General features: G+C 48.4%; 17 protein-coding genes. 3 read left to right on the plus strand and 14 right to left on the minus strand.

The window, feature by feature from the left end:
- Window positions 1-207: 207 nt before the first annotated feature.
- From yunB to ACFVU8_RS23060, 5 genes are all read right to left on the minus strand, one after another.
- A complete protein-coding gene (gene yunB / locus ACFVU8_RS23040; RefSeq protein ID WP_387430405.1) occupies window positions 208-1,302 on the minus strand; it encodes a sporulation protein YunB in 1,095 nt (364 codons plus the stop codon).
- 160 nt (window positions 1,303-1,462) lie between these two features.
- The gene (locus tag ACFVU8_RS23045; RefSeq protein WP_379467875.1) at window positions 1,463-2,074 is read right to left on the minus strand and encodes a TVP38/TMEM64 family protein; all 612 of its coding nucleotides are present in this window, start codon (window positions 2,072-2,074) and stop codon (window positions 1,463-1,465) included.
- 234 nt (window positions 2,075-2,308) lie between these two features.
- Window positions 2,309-3,172: a glycine betaine ABC transporter substrate-binding protein gene (locus ACFVU8_RS23050; RefSeq protein ID WP_387430407.1), complete on the minus strand. Its 864-nt coding sequence runs from the start codon at window positions 3,170-3,172 to the stop codon at window positions 2,309-2,311.
- Window positions 3,173-3,187: 15 nt separating this feature from the next.
- Window positions 3,188-4,021 carry an ABC transporter permease gene (locus tag ACFVU8_RS23055; protein WP_066376245.1) on the minus strand — a complete coding sequence of 278 codons (834 nt, stop codon included), beginning with the start codon at window positions 4,019-4,021 and terminating at the stop codon, window positions 3,188-3,190.
- Window positions 4,021-5,217 carry a quaternary amine ABC transporter ATP-binding protein gene (locus ACFVU8_RS23060; protein WP_379467870.1) on the minus strand — a complete coding sequence of 399 codons (1,197 nt, stop codon included), beginning with the start codon at window positions 5,215-5,217 and terminating at the stop codon, window positions 4,021-4,023. The genes ACFVU8_RS23055 and ACFVU8_RS23060 overlap by 1 nt, the downstream gene beginning before the upstream one ends.
- A 254-nt stretch (window positions 5,218-5,471) precedes the next feature.
- Between ACFVU8_RS23060 and ACFVU8_RS23065 the strand changes: the two genes are divergently transcribed.
- Both ACFVU8_RS23065 and ACFVU8_RS23070 read left to right on the plus strand, forming a co-directional pair.
- Window positions 5,472-6,029: a GbsR/MarR family transcriptional regulator gene (locus ACFVU8_RS23065; RefSeq protein WP_175371421.1), complete on the plus strand. Its 558-nt coding sequence runs from the start codon at window positions 5,472-5,474 to the stop codon at window positions 6,027-6,029.
- 523 nt (window positions 6,030-6,552) lie between these two features.
- On the plus strand, window positions 6,553-7,575 hold the full coding sequence (locus ACFVU8_RS23070) for a LacI family DNA-binding transcriptional regulator (protein WP_379468036.1): 1,023 nt from the start codon (window positions 6,553-6,555) through the stop codon (window positions 7,573-7,575).
- A gap of 148 nt (window positions 7,576-7,723) precedes the next feature.
- On the opposite strand, the gene ACFVU8_RS23075 is transcribed toward ACFVU8_RS23070, so the two are convergent.
- From ACFVU8_RS23075 to ACFVU8_RS23115, 9 genes are all read right to left on the minus strand, one after another.
- Window positions 7,724-8,758, minus strand: coding sequence for a ketoacyl-ACP synthase III (locus ACFVU8_RS23075; protein WP_387430409.1), 1,035 nt, complete (start codon window positions 8,756-8,758; stop codon window positions 7,724-7,726).
- 58 nt (window positions 8,759-8,816) lie between these two features.
- Entirely contained in the window at window positions 8,817-9,530 is a 714-nt protein-coding gene (locus tag ACFVU8_RS23080; protein ID WP_387430411.1) for a hypothetical protein, read from the minus strand.
- A gap of 442 nt (window positions 9,531-9,972) precedes the next feature.
- Complete coding sequence (locus ACFVU8_RS23085) at window positions 9,973-11,382, minus strand: glycoside hydrolase family 30 protein (protein ID WP_387430413.1); 1,410 nt, start codon at window positions 11,380-11,382, stop codon at window positions 9,973-9,975.
- A gap of 121 nt (window positions 11,383-11,503) precedes the next feature.
- Complete coding sequence (locus tag ACFVU8_RS23090; protein WP_379467860.1) at window positions 11,504-13,078, minus strand: extracellular solute-binding protein; 1,575 nt, start codon at window positions 13,076-13,078, stop codon at window positions 11,504-11,506.
- 77 nt (window positions 13,079-13,155) lie between these two features.
- Window positions 13,156-14,094, minus strand: coding sequence for a carbohydrate ABC transporter permease (locus ACFVU8_RS23095; protein ID WP_066376197.1), 939 nt, complete (start codon window positions 14,092-14,094; stop codon window positions 13,156-13,158).
- 12 nt (window positions 14,095-14,106) lie between these two features.
- Window positions 14,107-15,027, minus strand: a complete 921-nt coding sequence (locus ACFVU8_RS23100) for an ABC transporter permease (protein WP_175371425.1) — start codon at window positions 15,025-15,027, stop codon at window positions 14,107-14,109.
- A 279-nt stretch (window positions 15,028-15,306) separates the two neighbouring features.
- Window positions 15,307-17,595, minus strand: a complete 2,289-nt coding sequence (locus tag ACFVU8_RS23105) for a helix-turn-helix domain-containing protein (protein WP_387430536.1) — start codon at window positions 17,593-17,595, stop codon at window positions 15,307-15,309.
- A 12-nt stretch (window positions 17,596-17,607) separates the two neighbouring features.
- Window positions 17,608-18,618: a LacI family DNA-binding transcriptional regulator gene (locus ACFVU8_RS23110; protein WP_387430415.1), complete on the minus strand. Its 1,011-nt coding sequence runs from the start codon at window positions 18,616-18,618 to the stop codon at window positions 17,608-17,610.
- A 158-nt stretch (window positions 18,619-18,776) separates the two neighbouring features.
- Entirely contained in the window at window positions 18,777-20,834 is a 2,058-nt protein-coding gene (locus ACFVU8_RS23115) for a stalk domain-containing protein (protein WP_387430417.1), read from the minus strand.
- Window positions 20,835-21,161: 327 nt separating this feature from the next.
- Between ACFVU8_RS23115 and ACFVU8_RS23120 the strand changes: the two genes are divergently transcribed.
- Window positions 21,162-21,911, plus strand: a complete 750-nt coding sequence (locus ACFVU8_RS23120) for a YqjF family protein (protein ID WP_387430419.1) — start codon at window positions 21,162-21,164, stop codon at window positions 21,909-21,911.
- Window positions 21,912-21,970 lie beyond the last annotated feature (59 nt).

Consider the following 21,970-nt stretch of genomic DNA (forward strand, 5'->3'; position numbering starts at 1 on the left):
TTAAGTGCAATATTGTACCTTAAATCTTCCAGAACATCGAGTTCATCGTGTTTTTCCGAAAAATAAGGTACAAAAATGCACTTATTTCCCTCATTTACCTAAATTAACGAAAAATAAGGTACAAAAATGCTTTTAGTTGGGGAGGCGCCCCTCTTTTTCACTGTTAAGAAGAATGTGAAACGGAATATACCATAGTTCGTTTCTGCATCAATGCGAATTTATTGTACCGCTGCTCACACCGCTATTGTTATTAACTGGCGCACTGCTACTCCCGCTGATCTCCGGAATGGCTGTAGGAACAGGGGGACCGGTATTCACACTGCCGCTATTCTCGTTCCCCTGAACGCCAGCATCTTCCTTCTCCCCGCCAATTTGCGGCGCAGGAATAGCAATGCCAGGTGCACTGCTGCCGTTCTGCAAGACAGGCTGACCTTGATTGTCATAGTAATACATCGGTACATCTCCTACGACCATCAAATATGACACAGGAATCTCTGTATCCACCACCTGTGGCTGCATGTCAAACGGAATGACAACGGCCACCTCGGTCACGATATGGATATAAACCTCTACCAGAATCATGTTGATTCCGGCATTTTTCTGACGTGTAGCCAGTTCTACTTTGACTGCGCCCTGCGGTTCAATCGTAATGGGAATATCCGGACCGAAGGAGGCAATCAGTGGGCTGCCCAGCGCCTGACCTAGCGGGATACGCTCACGTTTGTTATGCAATTCCTGCAAGGTGGACTGAATGACAGTTGCTGCTTGCGAGGTAATTCTCATATGTTCGGCGTAATTCAGCATAAATCCCGATATTTTGCCGTTCTTGTCTGTCTTCCAGTCAATCAACTCTTCGGCATTACCTCCGCTGGCTACCTGGGAAGTAATGGCCTTGTTGATGGATTCTGTAGCGATCTGCTTGACGCGAATCTGCGCCAGATGCACGATGGGGGGCTTCAAATGCTGCTCCACATACCGGATGCTCTGGAATAATCCGAGCAGCAGCAACAACGAGAGGATCAACCATAATTTTCGCCTGCTACCTGACTTTCTCCGGTTGCCTGCACTGGAGGATGGCTGCCGTTCCCCACGGCTGAATAATTTTGCAGGACGCCTGCTCCGCTTGGCCTCAAACCGTGCAGACTGCGGCCGGATGGTCGTCGTTTTGCTGGGTCGCGCCTTAAAGGCCGCTCTTCTTCCGTTCGGACGCGGAATACCGTCCCAGCTGATTTTGGGCAACCGCAAGCGGCCGAAGTCAGGCACTCGGATCCGCCGGCTCCCCCATTTTTTATTTCTGCCCATTGCGTTTATCCCTCCCGCCTGGCCCGGCGGTCAAGCCGCCGCTTAGTATAAGATATTCGGGAGCGGGACAAAAAAGAAGAACGTCACCCGCTAGACCTGCGGGATAACGTTCTTCTTGATTTTGACATAAGCCAATCCTCTGATCGTACTCTAATCGTTCTCAGCCCATACGGCTTCGCTTATCTTCCTGCAGATGATCCCAATGCCTTCTGACAAAAACAGCGATCAGAACGACCATGAACACCGAATACCAGGTCAAGTAGACGCCCCACTCTTCCTTGGGCACAATCAGCGTTGAACTCAGCGTCCCGAACAGCCAGATATAGGATAGGTTACCGAGCACTGTTCCCCAGATGAATGAGGCCGTAGAAAGCGGCGAGACCGCCGACATCAGATTGATGATATTACTTGGAATAATGGGAATGGTGCGCAGCAGCACAAGGGTCCAGATGCCGTAACGATCCATATTGCGCTGCCATTTATCGTAACGTTTCAGTTTCTTTCTCCATTTGCGGTCAAACCAATCAAACAGGTACCGCCGGCACAGAAAATACACCAGGATTCCACCCAGATTGCAGGCCAGCCAGCTGATCAGCATCCCGCCAATCACATCAAATACCGACACATGCAGTACAATCAGAATGGCAAGAGGGAAAAAACCGAACAGACTTTGCAGCAGCGTCAGAGGAACCGTAACAAGCAAAACGTAAGGCCCAGTCAGGCCAAGGGTTTGCAGCAGCCAATCTATCCATGAATTTATTATCTCTGTCAATGGAGTGTTCTCCTCTCTTGACTCCTTACAGGCTGCATCCTTAAATACGATCAATTCCCTTGAAAAAGCTGTTACTTCAAAACACATTCCAAGAAAAACACCCCTTTACGGGGTGTTTATTGAATATAACGTGATATATAGATTACATGTCAGGAACAGTCATTCTACAAAGGTTACAAAATTGTATCTATTGACTTTTATCATAGCACATCTTCAAAATAACTGCAAAAACAGTTATTCGATCCCTGCTGTCCAGGTTGCTACTTTATCGGGGTTACTCTCTACCCAAGCCTTGGCCGCCTCTTCAGGAGACTTGCCGCCCTGAATCTGAACCATAACCTCAGCCATATCCTCCGGTGTCCACTCGAATTGATCGAGGAACTTGTAGACCTTCGGCATATCATCCTTCAAGCCTTTGCGGACCATGGTATGGATTTGTTCATCTCCACCATACACATTCTTCGGATCCTCCAAATACCGGAGATCCATATTGGCAAACATCCAGTGCGGTGTCCAGCCAGTCACGACGATAGGTTTGTTGTTGTTATAAGCTTTTTGCAGTTCCTGCGCCATAGCGGCAGAAGAGCTCTCCACCAGCGTATAATCACCAAGTCCGTAGGACTCAATCGCTTTTTCCGTAGTGGTCATGATTCCTGCACCCGGCTCAATACCGATAATCTTATGATCCAGTTCGGCACCGGTCTCGGCACTCTTCAAATCCTCAATCGATTGGATGTTCATGTAGGCTGGAACGGCAAGCCCAACCTTTGTTCCATTCAAGTTTACGCCAAGGTCCTCGATATCATTCCCGTATTTTTCAAGATAGGAAGCATGCGTACCTGGCAGCCAGGCAGCAACCATGGCATCGGCACTGCCGTCTGCCACTCCGGCCCACATCGGTCCGGCATCCACTTGCAACATTTCTACATTAACCCCGAGCTTCGCTTCCAGCACTTCTTTAACTACATTTGTACTGGCAATTTCCGAATCCCAGGCGACATAAGCCAGCTTTACCTTATCATTGCTCTCTGCCGAACATCCGGCGAGAACCGCTACTAATAAGGCTGTCAGCATCAATCCTAAGCTTTTTTTCTTCATTATAAGGAAACACTCCTATCTTTGTTTTGGTTTCAATGCGTTCTGAGTGAGGCGGTCGAGCAGAATGGCAATCACCACGATGGCGATCCCTGCTTCAAAGCCCGCTCCGGTCTTCGCCTGCGATACCGCACGGTAGACCAGTGCCCCAACACCCTGCGCACCGATCATCGATGAGATTACAACCATCGACAGAGATAGCATGATCGTTTGGTTAATCCCCGCCATAATCGTCGGCAACGCGATCGGTAATTGCAGCTTGAACAGCTTCTGTGACGGTGTCGATCCAAAGGCATCCGCCGCCTCCACCAGTTCAGGCGAGACTTGCCGGATCCCGAGATTCGTCAGGCGAATCGTTGGCGGGATGGCAAAGATAATCGAAGCAATTACACCTGGGACTACACCCAGCGAGAAAAAGGATACCGCAGGCAGAAGATACACAAAGGCCGGCATCGTCTGCATAAAGTCCAGAATAGGTGTAATTGTATTCTTCACCGCATTGCTCTGCGCACATAGAATACCGATGGGAACGCCTATCAGCACCGCCAGAATAGAAGCGGCCAGAACAAGCGCCAGTGACTGCATCGAAGGTCCCCATAAACCGAGGTTATCGATCAGCAGCAGGCCGATGACCGCAAAAAGTGCCATTCTCCATTTGCCAATCCAGTAGGCCAGTGCAGCAATAATCACAATAAGAACAAGCGCTGGCAGGAACGTGAGAATATTCTCGATTCCCTTCACCATGCCGCCGATTACTGCATGTATTACATCAAACACGGGACCGAAATATGTCGTTAGCCATTTTTCGAGCCATTCAACACCTTGGCCCAGTGGTATCTTAGGAATGTTCATTACACGTGCTCTCCTTCCGGAACTGCGTTGCCGGCAAGCGCTGAAAGAACGGCACCTTTAATGACAATTCCCTTGAGTCGATCGGATTCATCCACTACAGCTACCGGCAAATGTGTCTCCGACATCAGCTCGAACAAATCATTGAGCAAAGTATCGGGGTGCACACGGGGGATTTCCCGCCGCAGCACTTCAAGTATCGTTTTATTCTCTTTGATCGCTTGGGCCGCATCTTCGGCCGTTACGACACCTTGGAGCTTCATCTCTTTATCTGCAACATATAGACTGGACACGCCACTATCGCGCATTAATTGCAGCGCCACGCGGGGACCGCGCTCAGGTCTGACCATCTCTGGCTGGCGCATCACATGCGCAGCGGTCAGTACCTTGGACAGATCCACATCCTCTACAAAACGTTCCACGTATTTATTGGCAGGCTGAATCAGAATCTCTTCTGGCGTACCAATCTGCACAATGACGCCATCCTTCATCAGCGCGATCCGGTCACCAATCCGCAGTGCCTCATCCAGATCATGCGTGATGAACACAATCGTCTTCTTCACTCTCGCCTGAAGCTCCAGCAGTTCCTGCTGCATATCCTTGCGGATCAGTGGATCAAGAGCGCTGAACGCCTCGTCCATAAGCAGAATGTCTGGATCATTGGCCAGCCCGCGGGCCAAACCAACCCGTTGCTGCATCCCGCCGCTGAGCTGATCCGGGCGATGATGCTCCCAGCCTTTCAGACCGACGAGTTCCAGGGCCTGCATAGCGAGCTCGGTTCTTTTCTTTTTCTCCACGCCCTGCACTTCAAGGCCATATTCCGCATTCGCCAGCACCGTCCGGTGCGGGAACAACGCAAATTTCTGGAATACCATACCGATATTCTTGCGCCGGAACTGCCGGAGCTGCTCGGGGTTCATCCCAACTACATCGTTCCCTTTAAAAAGAACTTGCCCCCCAGTAGGCTCAATCAAACGGTTCAACAGACGAACCAGGGTTGATTTACCACTGCCTGACAACCCCATAATGACGAATATTTCTCCTTCTTCAATACTGAATTCGGCCTTATTGACACCGACAGTCAGCTTGACTTCCTGAGCGATCTTCTCTTTGGACCACCCTTGTTCCAATAATGGAAGCGCACGGCCCGCATCATGACCGAATACTTTGGTTAGCTGTTTCACCTCTATAATAGGCATGCTGACCTCCTTCTCCCGTTTCTGTATCGGGTTAGTTCACTTCTAATAGTCTACCGGACTTATGAAAAAAGATGCAAAGCGCATATTCGGATAAAATTTAGTGTACAGTTTTAACTTTACAAACTATACGCAAAGAATACTCTGTTTTACGCCATATTCCTTTCGTCTCGAATTCTTTACTTATTAACCATGATTTGATTACAATACACAGTAGAGGTTTGCAGTCTATTAGCCTAATCCTCAGGAGGGACATCATGAATGATTTAGAAGGGCTTGCGCCCGAACAAATCGAGAAAATCAGCAAAGCCCGGGAACGAGTCATTGATTCCATCGGTAAAAATATGGACTTATACGGTATCACCCTGTCTATAGGGCATTTATACGGGTATATGTACTTTAATCAGGGTCCGGTAACGCTGGACGAGCTTAGTAAAACTATGGGGATGAGCAAGACATCCATGAGTACAGGCGTCCGTACCCTGCTGGACCTCAAAATGATTGATAAAGTATGGGGAAAAGGCACACGTAAGGATTTATTCGAGGTGGTTCCGGACTGGCATCAGAATTTCAGCGATTACTTCTCAATTAAATGGAGAAAAGCCGTTGAGGGCAACATGAATGCCCTTTCCAAATCCATGAATGAAATCAAGGATATGAAGGCAGAGTACAGCGATGACGCAGAGCTGCTGAAGCTGCTGGACAACGACGAGGAAAAGATCGGAGAGGCGGTTAAATATTACCGCTGGCTGTTAAAGCTGATTGAAGCACTGGAAAGTGGTAAAATCTTCGAGTTGATTCCTAAAGAAACATAGCAGGGCCACAATTGTTAGAGGTTCTTGTCAGCCAATTTATATATGGCTGTGCGGGAACCTCTTTTTTGTAGCAGATGCGTGATCCAGCTTTGTAAGAGTATACTTTGTTCAATGGTCCAACATTATCGTTTGACTTGCCTTGGCATTCAGCATAAACTTAAATATAATTGTTTTCGTGCCAGATTTTACTTGAAAATGCGACTGAAGAAAGCGCTGGCATCCAGCCCTTTTCATAATTATATTTCTATATACATTGAACTTAAGATACTACCATAAGAATCGGCATCGCTCCGGTGAAGCTTGGACTTTCGGTCGCTGTTGTCTCTAGATTTCTTCTAAATTAACCGCTTTTAGCGGTTGAAATCCGGAGACAGCCTATGCTTCCGATGCTAGCTTTCCTTTGGAAAGCTATTAGGCGAGCGCTTCGCTCCTACAGTTCCAATCTTCTCCTTCACTCCTTCTCCCTTTTCCGTTTTTTCTTTAGTTCAATTTATATAGCCGGAGGGTGGCTTTTTCATTGCAGTTGAATATCAAAAAGATTGCCGAAATGGCCGGCGTATCGGTCTCAACAGTATCTAAAATTATGAATAATTACCCGGATGTCTCCGAAAAAACGAAGCAACGAGTGATGGAGATCATCGAACAAACCGGGTACTCTCCTTCCAACTCCGCCAAGACGCTGGCAACTAAAAAATCCAGCCTGATCGGTGTTATTTTTGCCGGGGAGCTGAATGTTGATTTTACCCATCCCTTTTTTCTCGCCGTACTCAATGCCTTCAAGAAACAGATGGGTGTGCTCGGCTATGATCTGATCTTCTTTTCCAATGAGAAATTCTTAAGCGGCGGCGATTACTTTTCCCGCTGTGTTCATTTTCATGTAGACGGCTGTGTGATCATTTCAGGGGAAGAAATGGAGCCGGCCATTCAGGAACTGGATATGAGTAGCATACCTTGTATCGGGGTAGATCTAGAGCTGAAGGGTAAAAAATCGGGGTACGTGACCTCGGATAACTATCAGATCTCCTCCAAGGTTGTTGAGCATTTCTACCTGCTCGGTTACCGGGAGCTTGGTTTTATCGGAAGCACCGCCAATTCGGATATCTCCAACCAGCGGGAAGCCGGATACATTAAAGCCATTGAGGGCTTCGGCATGAATATCAATAAGAATTGGTTCGTTCATGGCGATGATTTCTTCGAGCCTAGCGGCTATGACGCCATGCAGAAACTGATTCAATCCGGCTCTTTGCCCAAGGCCATCTTCGCTGCCTCGGACCTGCTGGCGCTTGGCGCGATCCGCGCATTGAAGGAACATGGACTACGCATACCAGAGGATATTGCTATGGTCGGCTGCGACGACATTGAAGCCTGCAAATATACGACGCCAACGCTGACGACGATCCGCCAGAACAAAGAACGGCTCGGGATTCTCGCCGCTCATATGCTCTACGACATGATCAACAATCAGTCCGAGGGCGGCTCCTTCGTTGTGGAGCCAGCACTCATCGTCCGCGAATCCTGTGGCAGTCACCTGCACGATCAAGGATGACATCTCTTTTGCCGCCAGCCGGGAGAATTGACGACGGCAAAGCCAAACAGCCTGCCCCAGCATGATACATGCGAGGGCAGGCTGTTTGTTTATGTTAGCGCAACGGGGGCGGGATAGGCCCACTTACGCTTTTTACATTAAGATCACCTTACAATGGCGTAGGTTCAGCCACTTGTTCATCGAGCTCCAGCTTCACCAATTGCCCGACCTGCGTCAGCCCTGCGCCAAAACCATACATAAGGACGGTCTGACCGTTCTGGACCTTGCCTTCCCGGATGCCCAGATCAAGCGCCAATGGGATAGAAGCAGCAGACGTGTTGCCGAAATGAACGAGACTGTACAGCGCCTGCTCCAGCGGGTAATTCATCCGCTCACAAATCGGCTCGATCATCCGCAGGTTAGCGCTGTGTGGAATAAACCAGTCCACATTCGCAAGAGTCGTTCCTGCCTTGGCCAGCAATTGCTCCACACCTTGTGGTACGGTCCGAACCGCCCAGCGGAAGACCTCCCGCCCATTCTGCACAAGCAGCTTGGTATCCACAAGCTCGATATCTTCAATTTTGGAGGATAGCCCTGTACGGTATACATGATGCCCACCGCTGCCGTCACTCCCCATATGAAAGCCGAGGAAGCCGGTAGAACTGGCCCCGCTTTCCACCAGTACCGCTCCAGCTCCATCACCGAACAGGATACAGGTACTGCGGTCAGTGTAATCTGTAATTTTAGAAAGAGAATCCGCACCCAGCACCAGCACCTTGCGATGCAGTCCGGAAGCCACAAGACCATTGGCCATATGCAATCCGTAGACAAATCCGGCACAAGCTGCACTCAGATCGATGGCTCCAGCGGTCTGCGAAATCCCCAGGCGGTTCTGTATCAAGGCAGCCACGGAGGGAAAAGGAAAGTCAGGCGTGCTTGTAGCGACAATTATCATGTCTACATCCTGAAGATTTTTTCCGTATCGCTTCGCCAAATCCTCTGCAGCAGCTACACATAAATCACTGGTGAATTCATCCTTGCGGCTGATTCTGCGCTCCCGGATACCCGTTCGCTGGACGATCCACTCATCATTGGTATCTACCATCTTTTCCAAATCGGCATTGGTGAGCCTCTGCGCGGGAACATAGGTCCCGATAGCTGTAATCTTCGCACCTGTCAATTCATTCACCTCGTTATTTAGCATCTAGTATTAGTACTTGGTACTAATTATAACAAATGAACTCATTCATTTGCAACTGGGATTATGCCAATTTACGTGTATCCCGGCCTCTTTTTCTGCGGAACCACAACGTAATCAACAAGACCAGAATCACGATAACAGCTACTAATGTGATGACGATATTCTTGATATTAGGTGCATAAACCACCAGTTTTAGCGGCTCGGGATTTCCGAGTGACATGTGCCAGGTCAAGGTCCGGCCATCCTGTGAGGTAGCATTGTTCGGCCCATAGACATTCACCGGCAGCGTCAATTGAAAATCAAAAGCAAAGCTCTCCATAAACATCCGCACAAACGATTTGGGGATATTCAACATCCCAAGGCTATCTATAATCTGCTCAGAATAAGCGCTCAGCGTGGGCTGAACCTCCAGATCATACTTGGTGTACAGCCATTTGGGGTCTGTAATGACTTTGGCATCGACTATGTTCATGCTCCCACTGGGCTGTGCTTTCAATTCCTCTATAGAGGAATAACTTTTCATAAATTGATAGTCCACGTCTTTGCCATCCTGCACCTTGTGGAGCTCTATACCTGACTCCGCCAGCTTGTCTGTCAGCATTTGTTCAGCTTTGCCACTGATTAGCGACTCTGTGCGGGAATCCAGCTTCACATGGACAGCAAGGTCGACACTGCCATTTTTGTGAACCGTAACATGCGCGCTCCCTTTCGCACAGCCTGACAATAATACGAGCATGAGGATCATCCCCACAATCATTGCCGTTCTCTTTTTCATCCGCATGCTCCTCTCCTCCGTTACGTTTCTCCTCATAATGTCTTGTCAATCTATATTAGACGAACTTAAGAACCGAACGTAAGGCTCAGTCGTCACTACGGTGGAATGTTTGGACTTCCGGCCGCTGTTGTCTCCAGATTTCTTTTAATTATACCGCTGTTTGCGGTTGAAATCTGGAGACAGCCTATGCTTCCGTCGCGAGCTTTCCTTCGGAAAGCTTTTAGGCGGTCGCTACCGCTCCTACAGTTCCAAACTTCCCCCTGCGTTCCTTCTCGCTTTTTGTTACTTTCTTTTGTTCGGCTTATATAGCATAATATAGCCGCTCTAAGGATTCAAACATAATGGGCAGGCCTCCGCCCTCTCCATCCACGCAAAAGCCCTCCGCATCCTCAATAGGATGCGAAGGGCTTGAATTATATAAGTTTTATACTGTGACAATGCGTCAGCCTTGATCCCACCAGCGATACGTTCCGACGGATTGCGGCGGGAGCACTGTGACGAACTGCCGGCCAGCGCACAGAATGCGAAATGGCTGTGCCGATTGCGTCTGGTTAATGACCACGGCCACAAGCGAGCCATCTTCGTTGCGGAAAGCCACATTAGTGACGGTGTCGACGGAGCCGTAGCTGCTACCGATTCGAACAGCTCCCCGCCGGACAAACCTGCTGTACTGGCCCAGCAGGGAATATTCAGGGGTTCTCCAGTAGCGGTCTGCTTCATTAGCATCCTGGATAAACATCGTTGGTCCAGGCGTCCCTAGCCATTGATGAGGGGCAATACGGCTGTTAAGCATCGTGACCCAGGCGTTATAGCTGCTGGCATAATTCCGGAAGTAGCGGGCCATCCGGTCCGCGCCACTAGTCCCCCACAGCGATCGCTCCGTCAGATAGATCGGCTTATCGGGGTAAGCGGCATGAATTTTGCTCATGACCTCCGGTTCGCCTTCATAATCGTGCAACGCAATGCCGTGAACCCCGGCGCCTGCTTCAGCATCATTCAGAATCGGCGCCACATAATTCCACACCTCATCGAAGTTATGGTCGAAAATCCAAAGCTTCGTATCCAGTCCATGCGCTGTGAATTCCTTCGCCAGCGCCACCGCCAGCTCCTTCTGCCGCTCCGGCGGCATATGGCAGCTCGGATAATCCGTCTCCAGCAGCGGCTCGTTCTGCAGGGTCATCGCATAGATCGGGATGCCCTGCTCCCGATACGCCTGAATGGCCAGGCGATAATACTTCGCCAAGGCATCTGTATACTCGCGGCCTTCCTTCAGGCGGCCGCGTTTCAGGCTCCCGCTTGTCTTCATCCAAGCGGGAGGGCTCCACGGTGAAGCGATCAGCAGCGTATCTGGTGCCAGCGCCAGCAGTTCCTTAATCGTAGCGATGATGGAGAGGTCGATATCCTTTTGAATCGAAAAATGCTTCAGTTCAAAATCACTCTCCCCATCAGGCATATCATCATATGTATAGAATCGCTCGGCTGTAAAATCAGAGGTTCCCAGTGTAATGCGGAACAGATTGAAGCCGATACCATCCTCAGTATGACTGAGCTGCTTCAGGATGCCCTCCCGCTCGTCTGCACTCATCAGCGACAAATTGCAAACGGTCGTCTCTTCCAGAGAGGTTCCAATGCCGAGAATCTTCTGATAGGTAAGTTCCGGCGATACAATCAGGGTGGTCAGCTCTTCATCTTCATATTCAGCGGGGCTGGGAACGGCCCAATTCAAATCAGCTTGCTGGCTCAGGTGATATGTATGCTCTTGCGGACCCTTAAACCAGCTTTCCTTGCCCGGGTCCTGCTCCGAGCTGAACCAGACTTCCACCGTTTCTACCGGTTTGTTCTCATAGTTCATTGCAGTCATCTCTCCTTGTTCTCTTACGTATTCAAGAAAAAAAGCGGCGAAATGAATTCGTCGCTCCCTTTAGTGCCGGGATGACAGCACCGTTAGGTACTACCAACCCGTGGCACCTGTTCTATTGGATTCCTTTTTCATCAAAATACTTGTTGGCTTCACCCTGCACATAAGCCAGCAGCTTCTCTACACCAGCCGCTTTCAGCTTATCGCGGTAAACTTTCAAGGATGCATCCACATCAGCGGTCAAGCCCAGCATCAGCGGTTTTCCGTATTGCTCAAATACCTGGTTAACAGCAGCCAGCTCGGTTTTGACCGGATCGTAATCCAGATAAATCTGTCCGAGAATATCCGGCTTGCTGATCGGTTTGAATTCTTCCTTCAGCTTGTCGAGGCCTTCCCAGCCGCCTTTTTCTTTCTTAATGTTCTCTTCTACACGCCAGCCCCAGCTTGCGATGTCATAGCGTGGTGTAACGTTCAGGTCAACACCTGGTGCCGGAATGACAATGGTCTTATCATCATCACCTTTTGCCCAGTGCGTGCCTTCGATACCATAAGTCATTAAGTTGTAGTAAGCAGGATCATTGCGCAGCTTATCGAGTACCATCAAGGAACGTTCCGCATTATCCGAGCTCTTTGGAATCGCCATACCGTTCGCAATCGGCAATGTAGGAATGACATAGTTATGGAAGCGGGTGAACGGGAAGAACCCTATTTCCATTTTGAGGCCTTTGGCCTGCACTTCGTTGATAAATCCGCCCGCACTGGACGGGTTACGCCAGTAGATCGCACCTTGACCCGTCTTGATGAAGTCGCCGGCTTCCTGTTTCGAGGACAGCGAGTTCTTGTTCCAGAAGCCCTTCTGCTCCCATTCTTTCATTTTCTTAACCCAAGCTTCGTATTGATCCGTGAACGGAATGATCTGAATATCGCGCGGTGTTGCGTAGGAAGTTGCACCAACGATCTCACCAGTAATCATTTGCGTATCTGTCCAGAACTTGAACAGGTCATTGACGTTCTCATAAGCAGCACCGTTGATCGGTGTCACTTTCTTCTGTGTTTTAACAGCATCCATATAGGCCTCAATGGAATTCAGATCAGTAAACTCCGGCAGATTGAGCTCTTTGCGCCAGTCTTCACGATACACATAGCCAAGTGGCGTATACTCCGGATTCGTGTTCGGTACAGCAAAGATACCATCACTTACCGTTACTGCATCCCAGTCCTGCTTCGGCACATTAGCCCAAGTTACTGGTGCATAAGTTGGCAGTAGGTCTTTCAAATTCTTGAATGCACCCTGTTTCGCCAGCTTGTAGAAATCCGCCCAGTTGGATGCGAAGATCATGTCAATCTTCTCGCCGGAGGTCAGCAGCAGGTTGTATTTGGTCAACCAGTCATTCCACGTAGTAAACTTCAGGTCAACGGTTGTGTTCAGATCCTTCTCCAGCATTTTATTCCATTCTGCAACGATCTTGTCCTGATCCTTATGGGCATCACCAACCAGATACCAGGTCAACTTGACCTTCTTCGACGTGTCCGGGCCCGCTTCACCTTGCGCCGGTGCGGTATTACCGTTGTTTTTCTCTTTTTCCGGTGCCGCACTGTTGTTGTTACCGCCCCCGCAGGCTGCGAGCAGCGAGATCAGTAAAGACATGACAAGTACGAGCGTTAATCTCTTGGTTACCTTTCTCATCATTGACTCCTCCTTAAAAGTTTGTCTCATTAAACCCACTATTTTTCAAGCCTCATGCTATGTTAGCCGGGAATCCGGTTCTAACCTTTAACAGCTCCTACTGTAAGTCCCTTCACGAAATAGCGCTGAACGAACGGGTAGAGCAGAACGACCGGCCCTGTAACCACAACGGCCACAGCCATCTTAAGTGTTTCGGTAGGTGGAACAACATTGGCCGCCAGATACGACCCGTTATTCGTCTGTAGCACCGCGGCGCTGGACAGAATTTTGTACAACAGGAATTGCAGCGGATATTTATCGCCGGTTGTGATGAACATGTTGGCGTTGAACCAATCGTTCCAGTAACCGAGAGCAAGGAATAACCCGATGGTCGCCAGACCCGGTGTCGAGAGCGGCAGAATGAGCTTCCGGTAAATCAGGAAATCCCCAGCACCATCGATTTTGGCAGATTCCACAATAGATTCCGGGATGGACTTCATGAAGCTTCGCATCAAAATGATATTCCAAGCACTAAGCAGTGGCGGCAGAATCAGTGCCCAGTAGCTATCTTTAAGACCCAGGTATTTGGTCATCATGATGTACCATGGAATCAAACCACCACTGAACAGGGTTGTGAAGTAAATGAAGAACGACAGGCTGTTGCGATAGAGAAAATCTTTACGGGAAAGCGCATAGCCCGCCATTGAGGTCAGGAACAATCCCAGTAGCGAACCTGCTACCGTCACGCCGATCGTCACACCGTATGCACGGTAGATTTGTTCCGGTGTACTGAACACCGAGCGGTAAGCTTCGAATGAGATTGTACTCGGGAACAATTTGAAGCCTTCCGAGATAATCTCCAGCTCATCCGTGAACGAACCCGCGACAATTAGCCAAAAGGGCACCAGACAGATGATGGAAATCAGGGCCAGTAACGTGTACCCGATAATATTAAAGGCAATGGTTGCTTTGTCTTGCTTGATTTTGGAGCCGGTTTTCTTTCTGCGCACTCCTGGCAGCTTTTCTACTTCAGTACCCATGCTTATCCCCCCTTAGAACAACGCGTATTCTTCGTGCGTCTTTTTAATAATGTAGTTCACCGTCATGATCAGAACGAATCCGAAGAAGGATTGATACAGACCCGCCGCCGTCCCCATCCCGATATCGAAGTTGATTGTCAGAGAGCGGAATACGTAAGTATCGATGATATCCGTAGCTTCGTACAGCATGCCGTTGTTGCCGATAATTTGATAGAAGAGATCAAACTGTCCTTTCAAAATACCGCCGAGACTGAACATGATCAGCAGGATAAAGGTCGGCATGAGCAGTGGAAGCGTAATCCGCCGAATCTGTTGAAAAATGTTGGCTCCGTCAATTTTGGCCGCTTCATAATAGTCCTCGCTGATACTCATGATCGCCGCCAGATAAATGACTGTTCCGTAACCAATGCCCTTCCAGATGTTGAAGAACACGATAATGTATTTCCATGGAGCGGTCTGAAGGTAGAAATCGTAGGTCTGTAGACCAAGCTGGGTCAGCACACTGTTGACTACCCCAAGATCGGAGAAGAGGTTGAACACGAACGCCCCAACGAGTACCCATGACAGAAAGTATGGAAGAAACATCAGCGATTGTGCGGTCTTCTTGAACCACTTGCTGGTCAACTGGGCCAAAAATATCGCACAGATGATCTGCATGATGTTGCCGAGAATAATAAACGCCAGATTGTAGAGCACTGTATTTTTCGTCAAATCCCAAAGGATGCCTGACTTGAACAGAAACTCGAAATTTTTAAGTCCAATGAATTCGCTTCCAAATAGTCCCCCGTCAAAATCAAATTTCGTAAAGGCGTAATACACACCAACCATAGGAATGTAACTGAAGACGATGAAAAACAGCAATGTTGGAGCTACCATCAGAAACAATACTTTGTTTCGATTAAGCTCCCGGATCAATCCGCCTTTTCCAGACATAATCGTATAGCCTCCCTCAACCTTCTTTATCAAATATTGCACTCTCCGGTGCTGTTCTCCGGCTGCAATGCCAATACTATAAGACCGCGGGGAACCCAGCAACTAACCATACCCGATGTGACTCACTTTTCAGCGAAAAGGGGCACTACTCTTTTCCGAACTCACTCTTTTTTTCTGACACACCCCAGTCATACCAAGGGTTTTCGAGATTTCGTCCCGATAAAAAAGGAAGGCCGGGTACCTGCCCGAGCCTTCCTCAAAGTGTGCCGCTGAAGTGGTTCAGGCAAGAATCGCACCCTCTCCACCCTCATCCTCTTTCTGTTGTCTGCTATTCCTCCGGTATTCGGCTGGTGTTACACCATTGTGCTTCTTAAAGGCTTTATAGAAATACGGATTATTGGTAAAACCAGCTGACTCGGCGATATCGCCGATACAATCATCGCTATGTGTCAGCAGTTCGCGAATTTTGTTCATTCGCACCTCTTGGATGTAGCTGAGAATGGTCTGGAAGGTATGCTGCTTAAATACACGACCGATATACGTGGCTGACATGCCCATTTCATCCGCCAACATCTCTAGCGACAGATTCTGATCCGCATAACGCTCGTCAATCATCCGTTTGATGCGTCCCGGCAGATCATCCTGCCGATTCTTCCGCTTCTCATCCATATGCTTCTCCAGCAAATCGAACAGAGACATATAGCGCTCCATTAGCTCTGCCATTGTGTCTACTCGCGTGTGATTATAGAGATCCAGCGATGGAACCGCAAGCTCCTCCGAGGCAGCAGAATGCTGCCGGATTGTGCGGATCGCATTCTGCAGCGCATAGGTCAGATGGGAGATCGCCAGCTGATATGAGATGTAGGAATAGTTGGCGGTGTCGCCGATAATATCAGTAAACAGCCGCTTAGTTTCTGAAATTCGGCCCAGCATTAATTCGTCGATCAGCTGCTTTTCCTTGTGAATCGGATATTCATAGCTCCGGGTCTTGTTCATCTCGACCGTCTCTGCATCAATATAACTCCCCGCACCACTGAAGACCCGGCTAAAAGAAGCTTCGACAGCCTGCTCAAACAAGGTATGCAAGGACTGAACGCCCTTTCCGTTAAGGCTTGAAGATATCGTGATGGACAGCTTCAAATACTGGGTCACAGCCTCTTGGATAAGTCCCGCATAACGCCTGTAAATCTCCTTATCATCGACCTCCGCATCCGCCGGCTGGATGATGATCACGGCACGATTATCTCCAAGGTCAGCAGTTGCTGCCGAAAGTCCGGCACTAATCAGCAGTTCATGCGCAATATTAAGGATGCCATAGCGCAGCAGCTTGCGGTCCTCCGGCTGGTACTGATCCACCAAAGCCCGGTAGTCATCTATCGTAATCAAAAATACGCGCAGAGAACGGTCCGGGTCCAGCCCGATTCCGTAGCGCAGGAACATCTCTTTGACCCTTAAAGGGTCACTGCGGGTACACCCGCTAAGCAAACCTCTCATATATTCAGAACGCACGGCCTGCTGGCTCTCCCGCTGTTCCGATTCGAGGTTCACAAGACGGGACAGCTTCTTGTTGATTCCTGCGAACAGGCGCTTTGACACCACAAAGGAAAGCGCAAGCCCGGCGAGCAGAATAAGACCTGCTGTATAAAAGGTCTTGGTGCGCATGTTGTCGATCCGTTCGCTGATCAGCGTATAGGGAACAATGCGGATATACCGCCAGCCCAGGTTATCGGGCTCGCTATAAGTCACTAGCGATTTGATACCGCCGACTTTCATCGGAAAATAACCCGATGGCTCGCCACTGTTCAGGATGCGGTCAATATAAGGTGTGCCTTTCATATCAGTCAGCATGGGTGTAGTCCAGCTGTTGGAGACTAGCAAACCGTCCTTGTCGATGAGAAATGTGTTCGCGGCATCATTGGTCAATGAACCGTCGATGTGTTTGTGCAGTTGGGTTTCCTTAATATTAACGACTACAGCATTGCGGGGAGTCTGCTTGGCGAGCGTGTCATACAGTAAAAAGGTGTACGTGTCGCGTTCCTTCTCGGCGATATTCCCGGCTAGCCCTTCAATCCGCAGCTTACGGGGAATAGGCGACATCGTGTTGTAGTCCCCAATATGCTTCAGCATTTCCTTCATATCCTGGTCATAAAATTCTTCCTCACTGAAGACCGAAGGGACACTCATGTCTGAGCTAACATAGAAGGTGTGCGCCACCGCATTATAAATATAAATGGAATCAATAAACGGCGAGGTTTCCCTGTAGTTGTTCATCTGCTTGACCGCATCGGAGATTTCCATGGCGCTCACATTGGGGAAATTCAGCAGGTCAGCGATGTTCTGATCGTTGTGTATTTGCTTCGCAAAGGTCGAAGCAGTCAAGGTCATCACGGAGACCTCTTGTGTTGTCTGGTCCAGGCTGTCCATCGTCTGCTCATAGGATTGATTCAATGCGATCCGTTCAAAATTCAAATACAGAATTCCCGACAGGATTGAAATTGTCAGAAAGATCGTCACCGTCATCACAGAAAAAAACTTCCCGTAATACTTGGTGTCTTTCCCGCGCAGCATTTTAAGCACCACCTAGCCCCCTTTTCCCGAAGATCCTTTGATCACGAGTGTCGAACGAATCTGCATAAGCTGTGGCCCGGTTTCTTCATCGCCCTTGATCTGCCCGATCAGCTTCTCAGCAAGCAACGCCCCCATCTCATATAAGGGCTGCTCTACAGAGCTCAGCCTCGGCTCCACATAATTAGTAATCCGAATATTGTCTACCCCGACAACAGCCATGCGTTCGGGAATGGAAATTCCAAGCTCGGCACAAGCTTTGTATACACCAAGCGCCATCTCGTCATTGGCTGCGAAAACAGCTGTAAACTCCCCGCTTCCCGCCCAAATCCGCTTAAACGCTTCATACCCGTCATCCTCGGAGAAGTTCCCGTTGTCTATCAGCTCAGGCAGAAAAGGTAAGCCTGCCTCTGCAAGCCCTTCCTTATAACCCTCCAGCCGTTCAATACTGTCCGTCGCATCGGCAAACCCACAGAGAAACGCCATCCTGCGATGTCCCGCTTCCAACAGATGCTCTACAACTTCCCGGCCAATTCTCCTGTTATCAGTAAAGGAGCAAGGGATGTCGGGATGTTCAATTCGGCGGCCAATCAATCCAATCGTATACTCATCATCTGCAAAAGAGGTAATCTCCTCGTCGCTTAGCTGCGGGGTCACCAGAATTAAGCCATCCACCGTGCGGTTCTGCAACAGAGAGAGCAGTTCTACCTCTTTCTCCTTCTCATTCTGTGAGTCACAGATCAGGATCTTGTATCCCAGGGTATTCGCCATGTTCTCGATGCCCTTTATAATTTCTGCATTATAGGAAACCCTGATATCCCTGACCACCACACCTAAAGTCATCGTCCTGCGCGACCGAAGCTGTTTTCCCATTGCATTCGGCGTGTAGTTCAATTCCTGGATGGCTTGAAGCACCTTCTTCTGCGTCTTCTCCGTTACGAGTGAGCTTCCGTTGAGCACTCTGGAAACCGTGGCGGGAGATACCTTCGCTTTTTGCGCTACATCTATGATTTTACTATCCTTCATTTGATCACGCTTTCATTGGTTGTTAAATCCATTATAGTTGCCGATGAAATCGATTTCAATATAAAATTTGCAATGTTCTTCCATTCCTGTATCCACATATGACCGTAATAGAAGAAAATAGCCGCAGATCATTTCTGCGGCTTTTTCATTAGCTTATTTTATTTTTCCAACAAGGTTACCGAAGCCTTTTTGATATCATATATCTTTCCTTTACCTGCATTTACAAGCTGAATAATTTGCGTATTTGCTAATCCGTTCATTGGAGCAATTGCATCTAAGGTAATCTTGTTAGTCTTCAGCTCATTTATAATCTGACCAAGAGAGAGGTTTGTTTTCCCCATTGAAGCGCCTTTATCATGCACAGGTGCATCTGTAATAAAAATAATCCTTTTTGCATTCTTACGTCCTGCCAGCTGCTGAGCAGCCATATGGATGGCTTCCAATCCAGATTCGTTCTCATCCCCTCCGCCAGCCGCAACCAGCTTGCTAAGGTTCGTCTTTAAAACATTCTTATCATTAGTGAAAGGGAAGAACTCCAAATCTTTATATGTGCTTCTATAATTAATGTCCCGATAAGCTACGATGGAGAAATTCGAACCGGATGGAACGGAATCAGCGAACTTCTTCACCGTCTCTTTGACATAACCAATCACTTCGCCCATGCTGCCTGTCACATCCATAACGAATACAATATCCGTGGGTGCGGTAATGCCTTGAGATATTTTCTGTAGGATCGGTGATGTACTGGTAGCTTCCGACTGAGCAGGCTTCTCGCTCTCAGCGGTTGTAGGAATGGAAGGCGTATTTTGAAAAACAATAACGGAACTGGAGCTCTTGCTCCACTCTACTAATCCGCCAAGTGCCTCGCTCACGAATCGAATCGGCACCATCGTGCTGCCGTTGATTAACTGAGGAGCTGCACTTAGTGTCACGGGTACTCCATTTACATAGGCGGTAGTAGATCCGATCTTAAGAACAATCGTCTTTCCTTCTTTAGTTGCCGTGACAGTCTGAGTAGCGCTATCCCATTTCACCGTGGCACCCAGGGATTCGAAAATCGCCCGAAAAGGTACCAGTACATTTCCGTTTACATTTACAGGCGCTTGCGTATAAGCTTGCATTTTCCCTTCTACGAACACCTGAATTTTCGACTCGAGATTTATCGGCACAAATTGTGGCACCGATGCCGCCAATCCGCCAGATTGATTCACGGTCTTGAGATAAATATAGTACCCCCCCGTAGTAAGGCCTAGCTGCGTGTTCAGCGTATACGTCACGGATTTTCCTGGAGTTACCCGAATTTGCCTAACAACTTCATTACTCGCATTTTTGACCATAAGATAAGTCGTATATGTTGGTTGAATGACCACCGTTGTCACATTTATGGTGATTTTACCGTTACCACCCAGAGTAATTTGACCCGGATAACTCTCTCCGCTAGGGATATGGAATTCTGGTTCAACCCATACAACTGGTGGCTCCGTTTCAATTGGTGATTCAACCGATGGAACTGGTGACTCCGTTCCGATTGGTGTTTCAATTCCATTTGGCGGTAGCGAAGGATTTGCCTGTGCAACATCGCCAGACGCTTTGGTTCCCACAATAGAAGTGACAGGAAAATAAAAATAAACCTTGGACTCGGCACTAGGTGCCTTACGCTTCTCCGAAAGGGTAATCCGTTGAGTTTCTAGATTGAAAGTAAATTCCGAGGTCGGCACCTTAGTACCGTCTATGTATAAGCTAACTTTCTTATTGGAATTAAGGATATAATTTGTGGTTAATTTAAAAACCTTCGTTGATCCGTCCACTCCAATTAAAGTATTCCCAATATAGGTTGATCCAGAGATCAACTCTCTCCATTCAAAGGTCGGATGGATGCTATAGGTAAAATAAAGCTCGGCGCCCGGGTCTGGCGTTTTATTCAACGTAATGGTATTACGATCATAATCCACAGTATAGTTTTGAGGATCAATTTCTACCTGGTTGTTGTACAACCTTATCTTCGTATTATCAGCCGTTAATTTATTATACGTTGTAAACGTGAACTCACGGCTTTGCCCGTCCCCATCCTTCAGAATATAGATAAAATTGTTACCTTCTTTAAATTCAGGCAAAATATCATTCGCCTTAGCCTTAGCCCCACCGGCCCAAAGACTCAAACTTCCGAACAGCAGGATAATGGCCATAGCCAGCTGCATTGTTTTCCTAAATTTCACCTTATCTCACTCCATTTTCTCTATCATTAATAATCTATATCCTGAATAATATTCCAGCACAGGAAATCATAGATAACACTAACTTTACCATACTAAACGACGCTTTTATAGGTAATTATTACTAGTTAGAAAGACTTATAGAACTACTAAGAAAAAGAACGCCCCTCGGGAACTCCTCTACGTATCGTTTCGTCGTTAATCCTCCGGTAAGCTCGGTCCCCTCCGACCATTTAACCAACAAGTATGTAGAAACTGTGTAGTTGCCGGAGCATTTGGGGATTTTAAAAGTAACACATCTCGTCTTCACGATTGGGAGGGCATCACATCTTGAATATCCATAAAATTCTTGCACATACATCTCATCGTCCTTATCCCTTGCCCAAAGGGCCGTGGATGATGAAGCAAGGCTGGAATAAGGTCTTGTTCGCCCATTGGCCTGTGAACGAAGCTTCTGTTGCTCCGTTTATTCCTCCGGGTCTGGACTTGCAGCAATGGGAAGGGAGACCCTGGATTAGTGTCGTTCCCTTTCGGATGGACCCGCTGCTCGTCAGGGGGTTGCCTCCCCTTCCTTTTGTCCACTCATTTCTGGAGCTTAATATTCGTACCTATGTAATTAAAGACGGCAAGCCGGGCGTCTTTTTTCTGAATATGGATGCCTCCAGTCTGCCTGCTGTTACCGGTGCTCGCGCCCTCACCTACTTGCCGTATAGATATGCAGAGATGTCTCTTCAGTCCGAAGGACAGAGTATCCGATACATCAGCAAAAGGCAGACCGCACATGGAGAAGCCCTATTTAACGGTGTCTACTCAGCTGTCCAATCCACGCCAGTACATGCCCTGCCCGGGACTCTCCTTCACTGGCTAACAGAACGGTACTGCCTGTATACTGCCAGTTCGAAAGGACAGCTATATGTCGGTGACATCCACCACCAACCATGGCCTCTACAGGAAGCCAAGCTCTATCTGGATTGCCATACTTCAACCCAAGCACTAGGGCTCGTACACGAACCGGAGCCTTCGCTTCTGACCTACACCGAGCGACTTGAAGTACTACTCTGGCCGCTGAGAAAAATATAAATGCCGCTAACTTCTTATGGCATGAACCACTTAGCCTATTAATGATTCAGCACAAAAAA

The organism is Paenibacillus sp. NPDC058177 (assembly GCF_042883835.1).
Lineage (GTDB): Bacteria > Bacillota > Bacilli > Paenibacillales > Paenibacillaceae > Paenibacillus_AQ > Paenibacillus_AQ agri.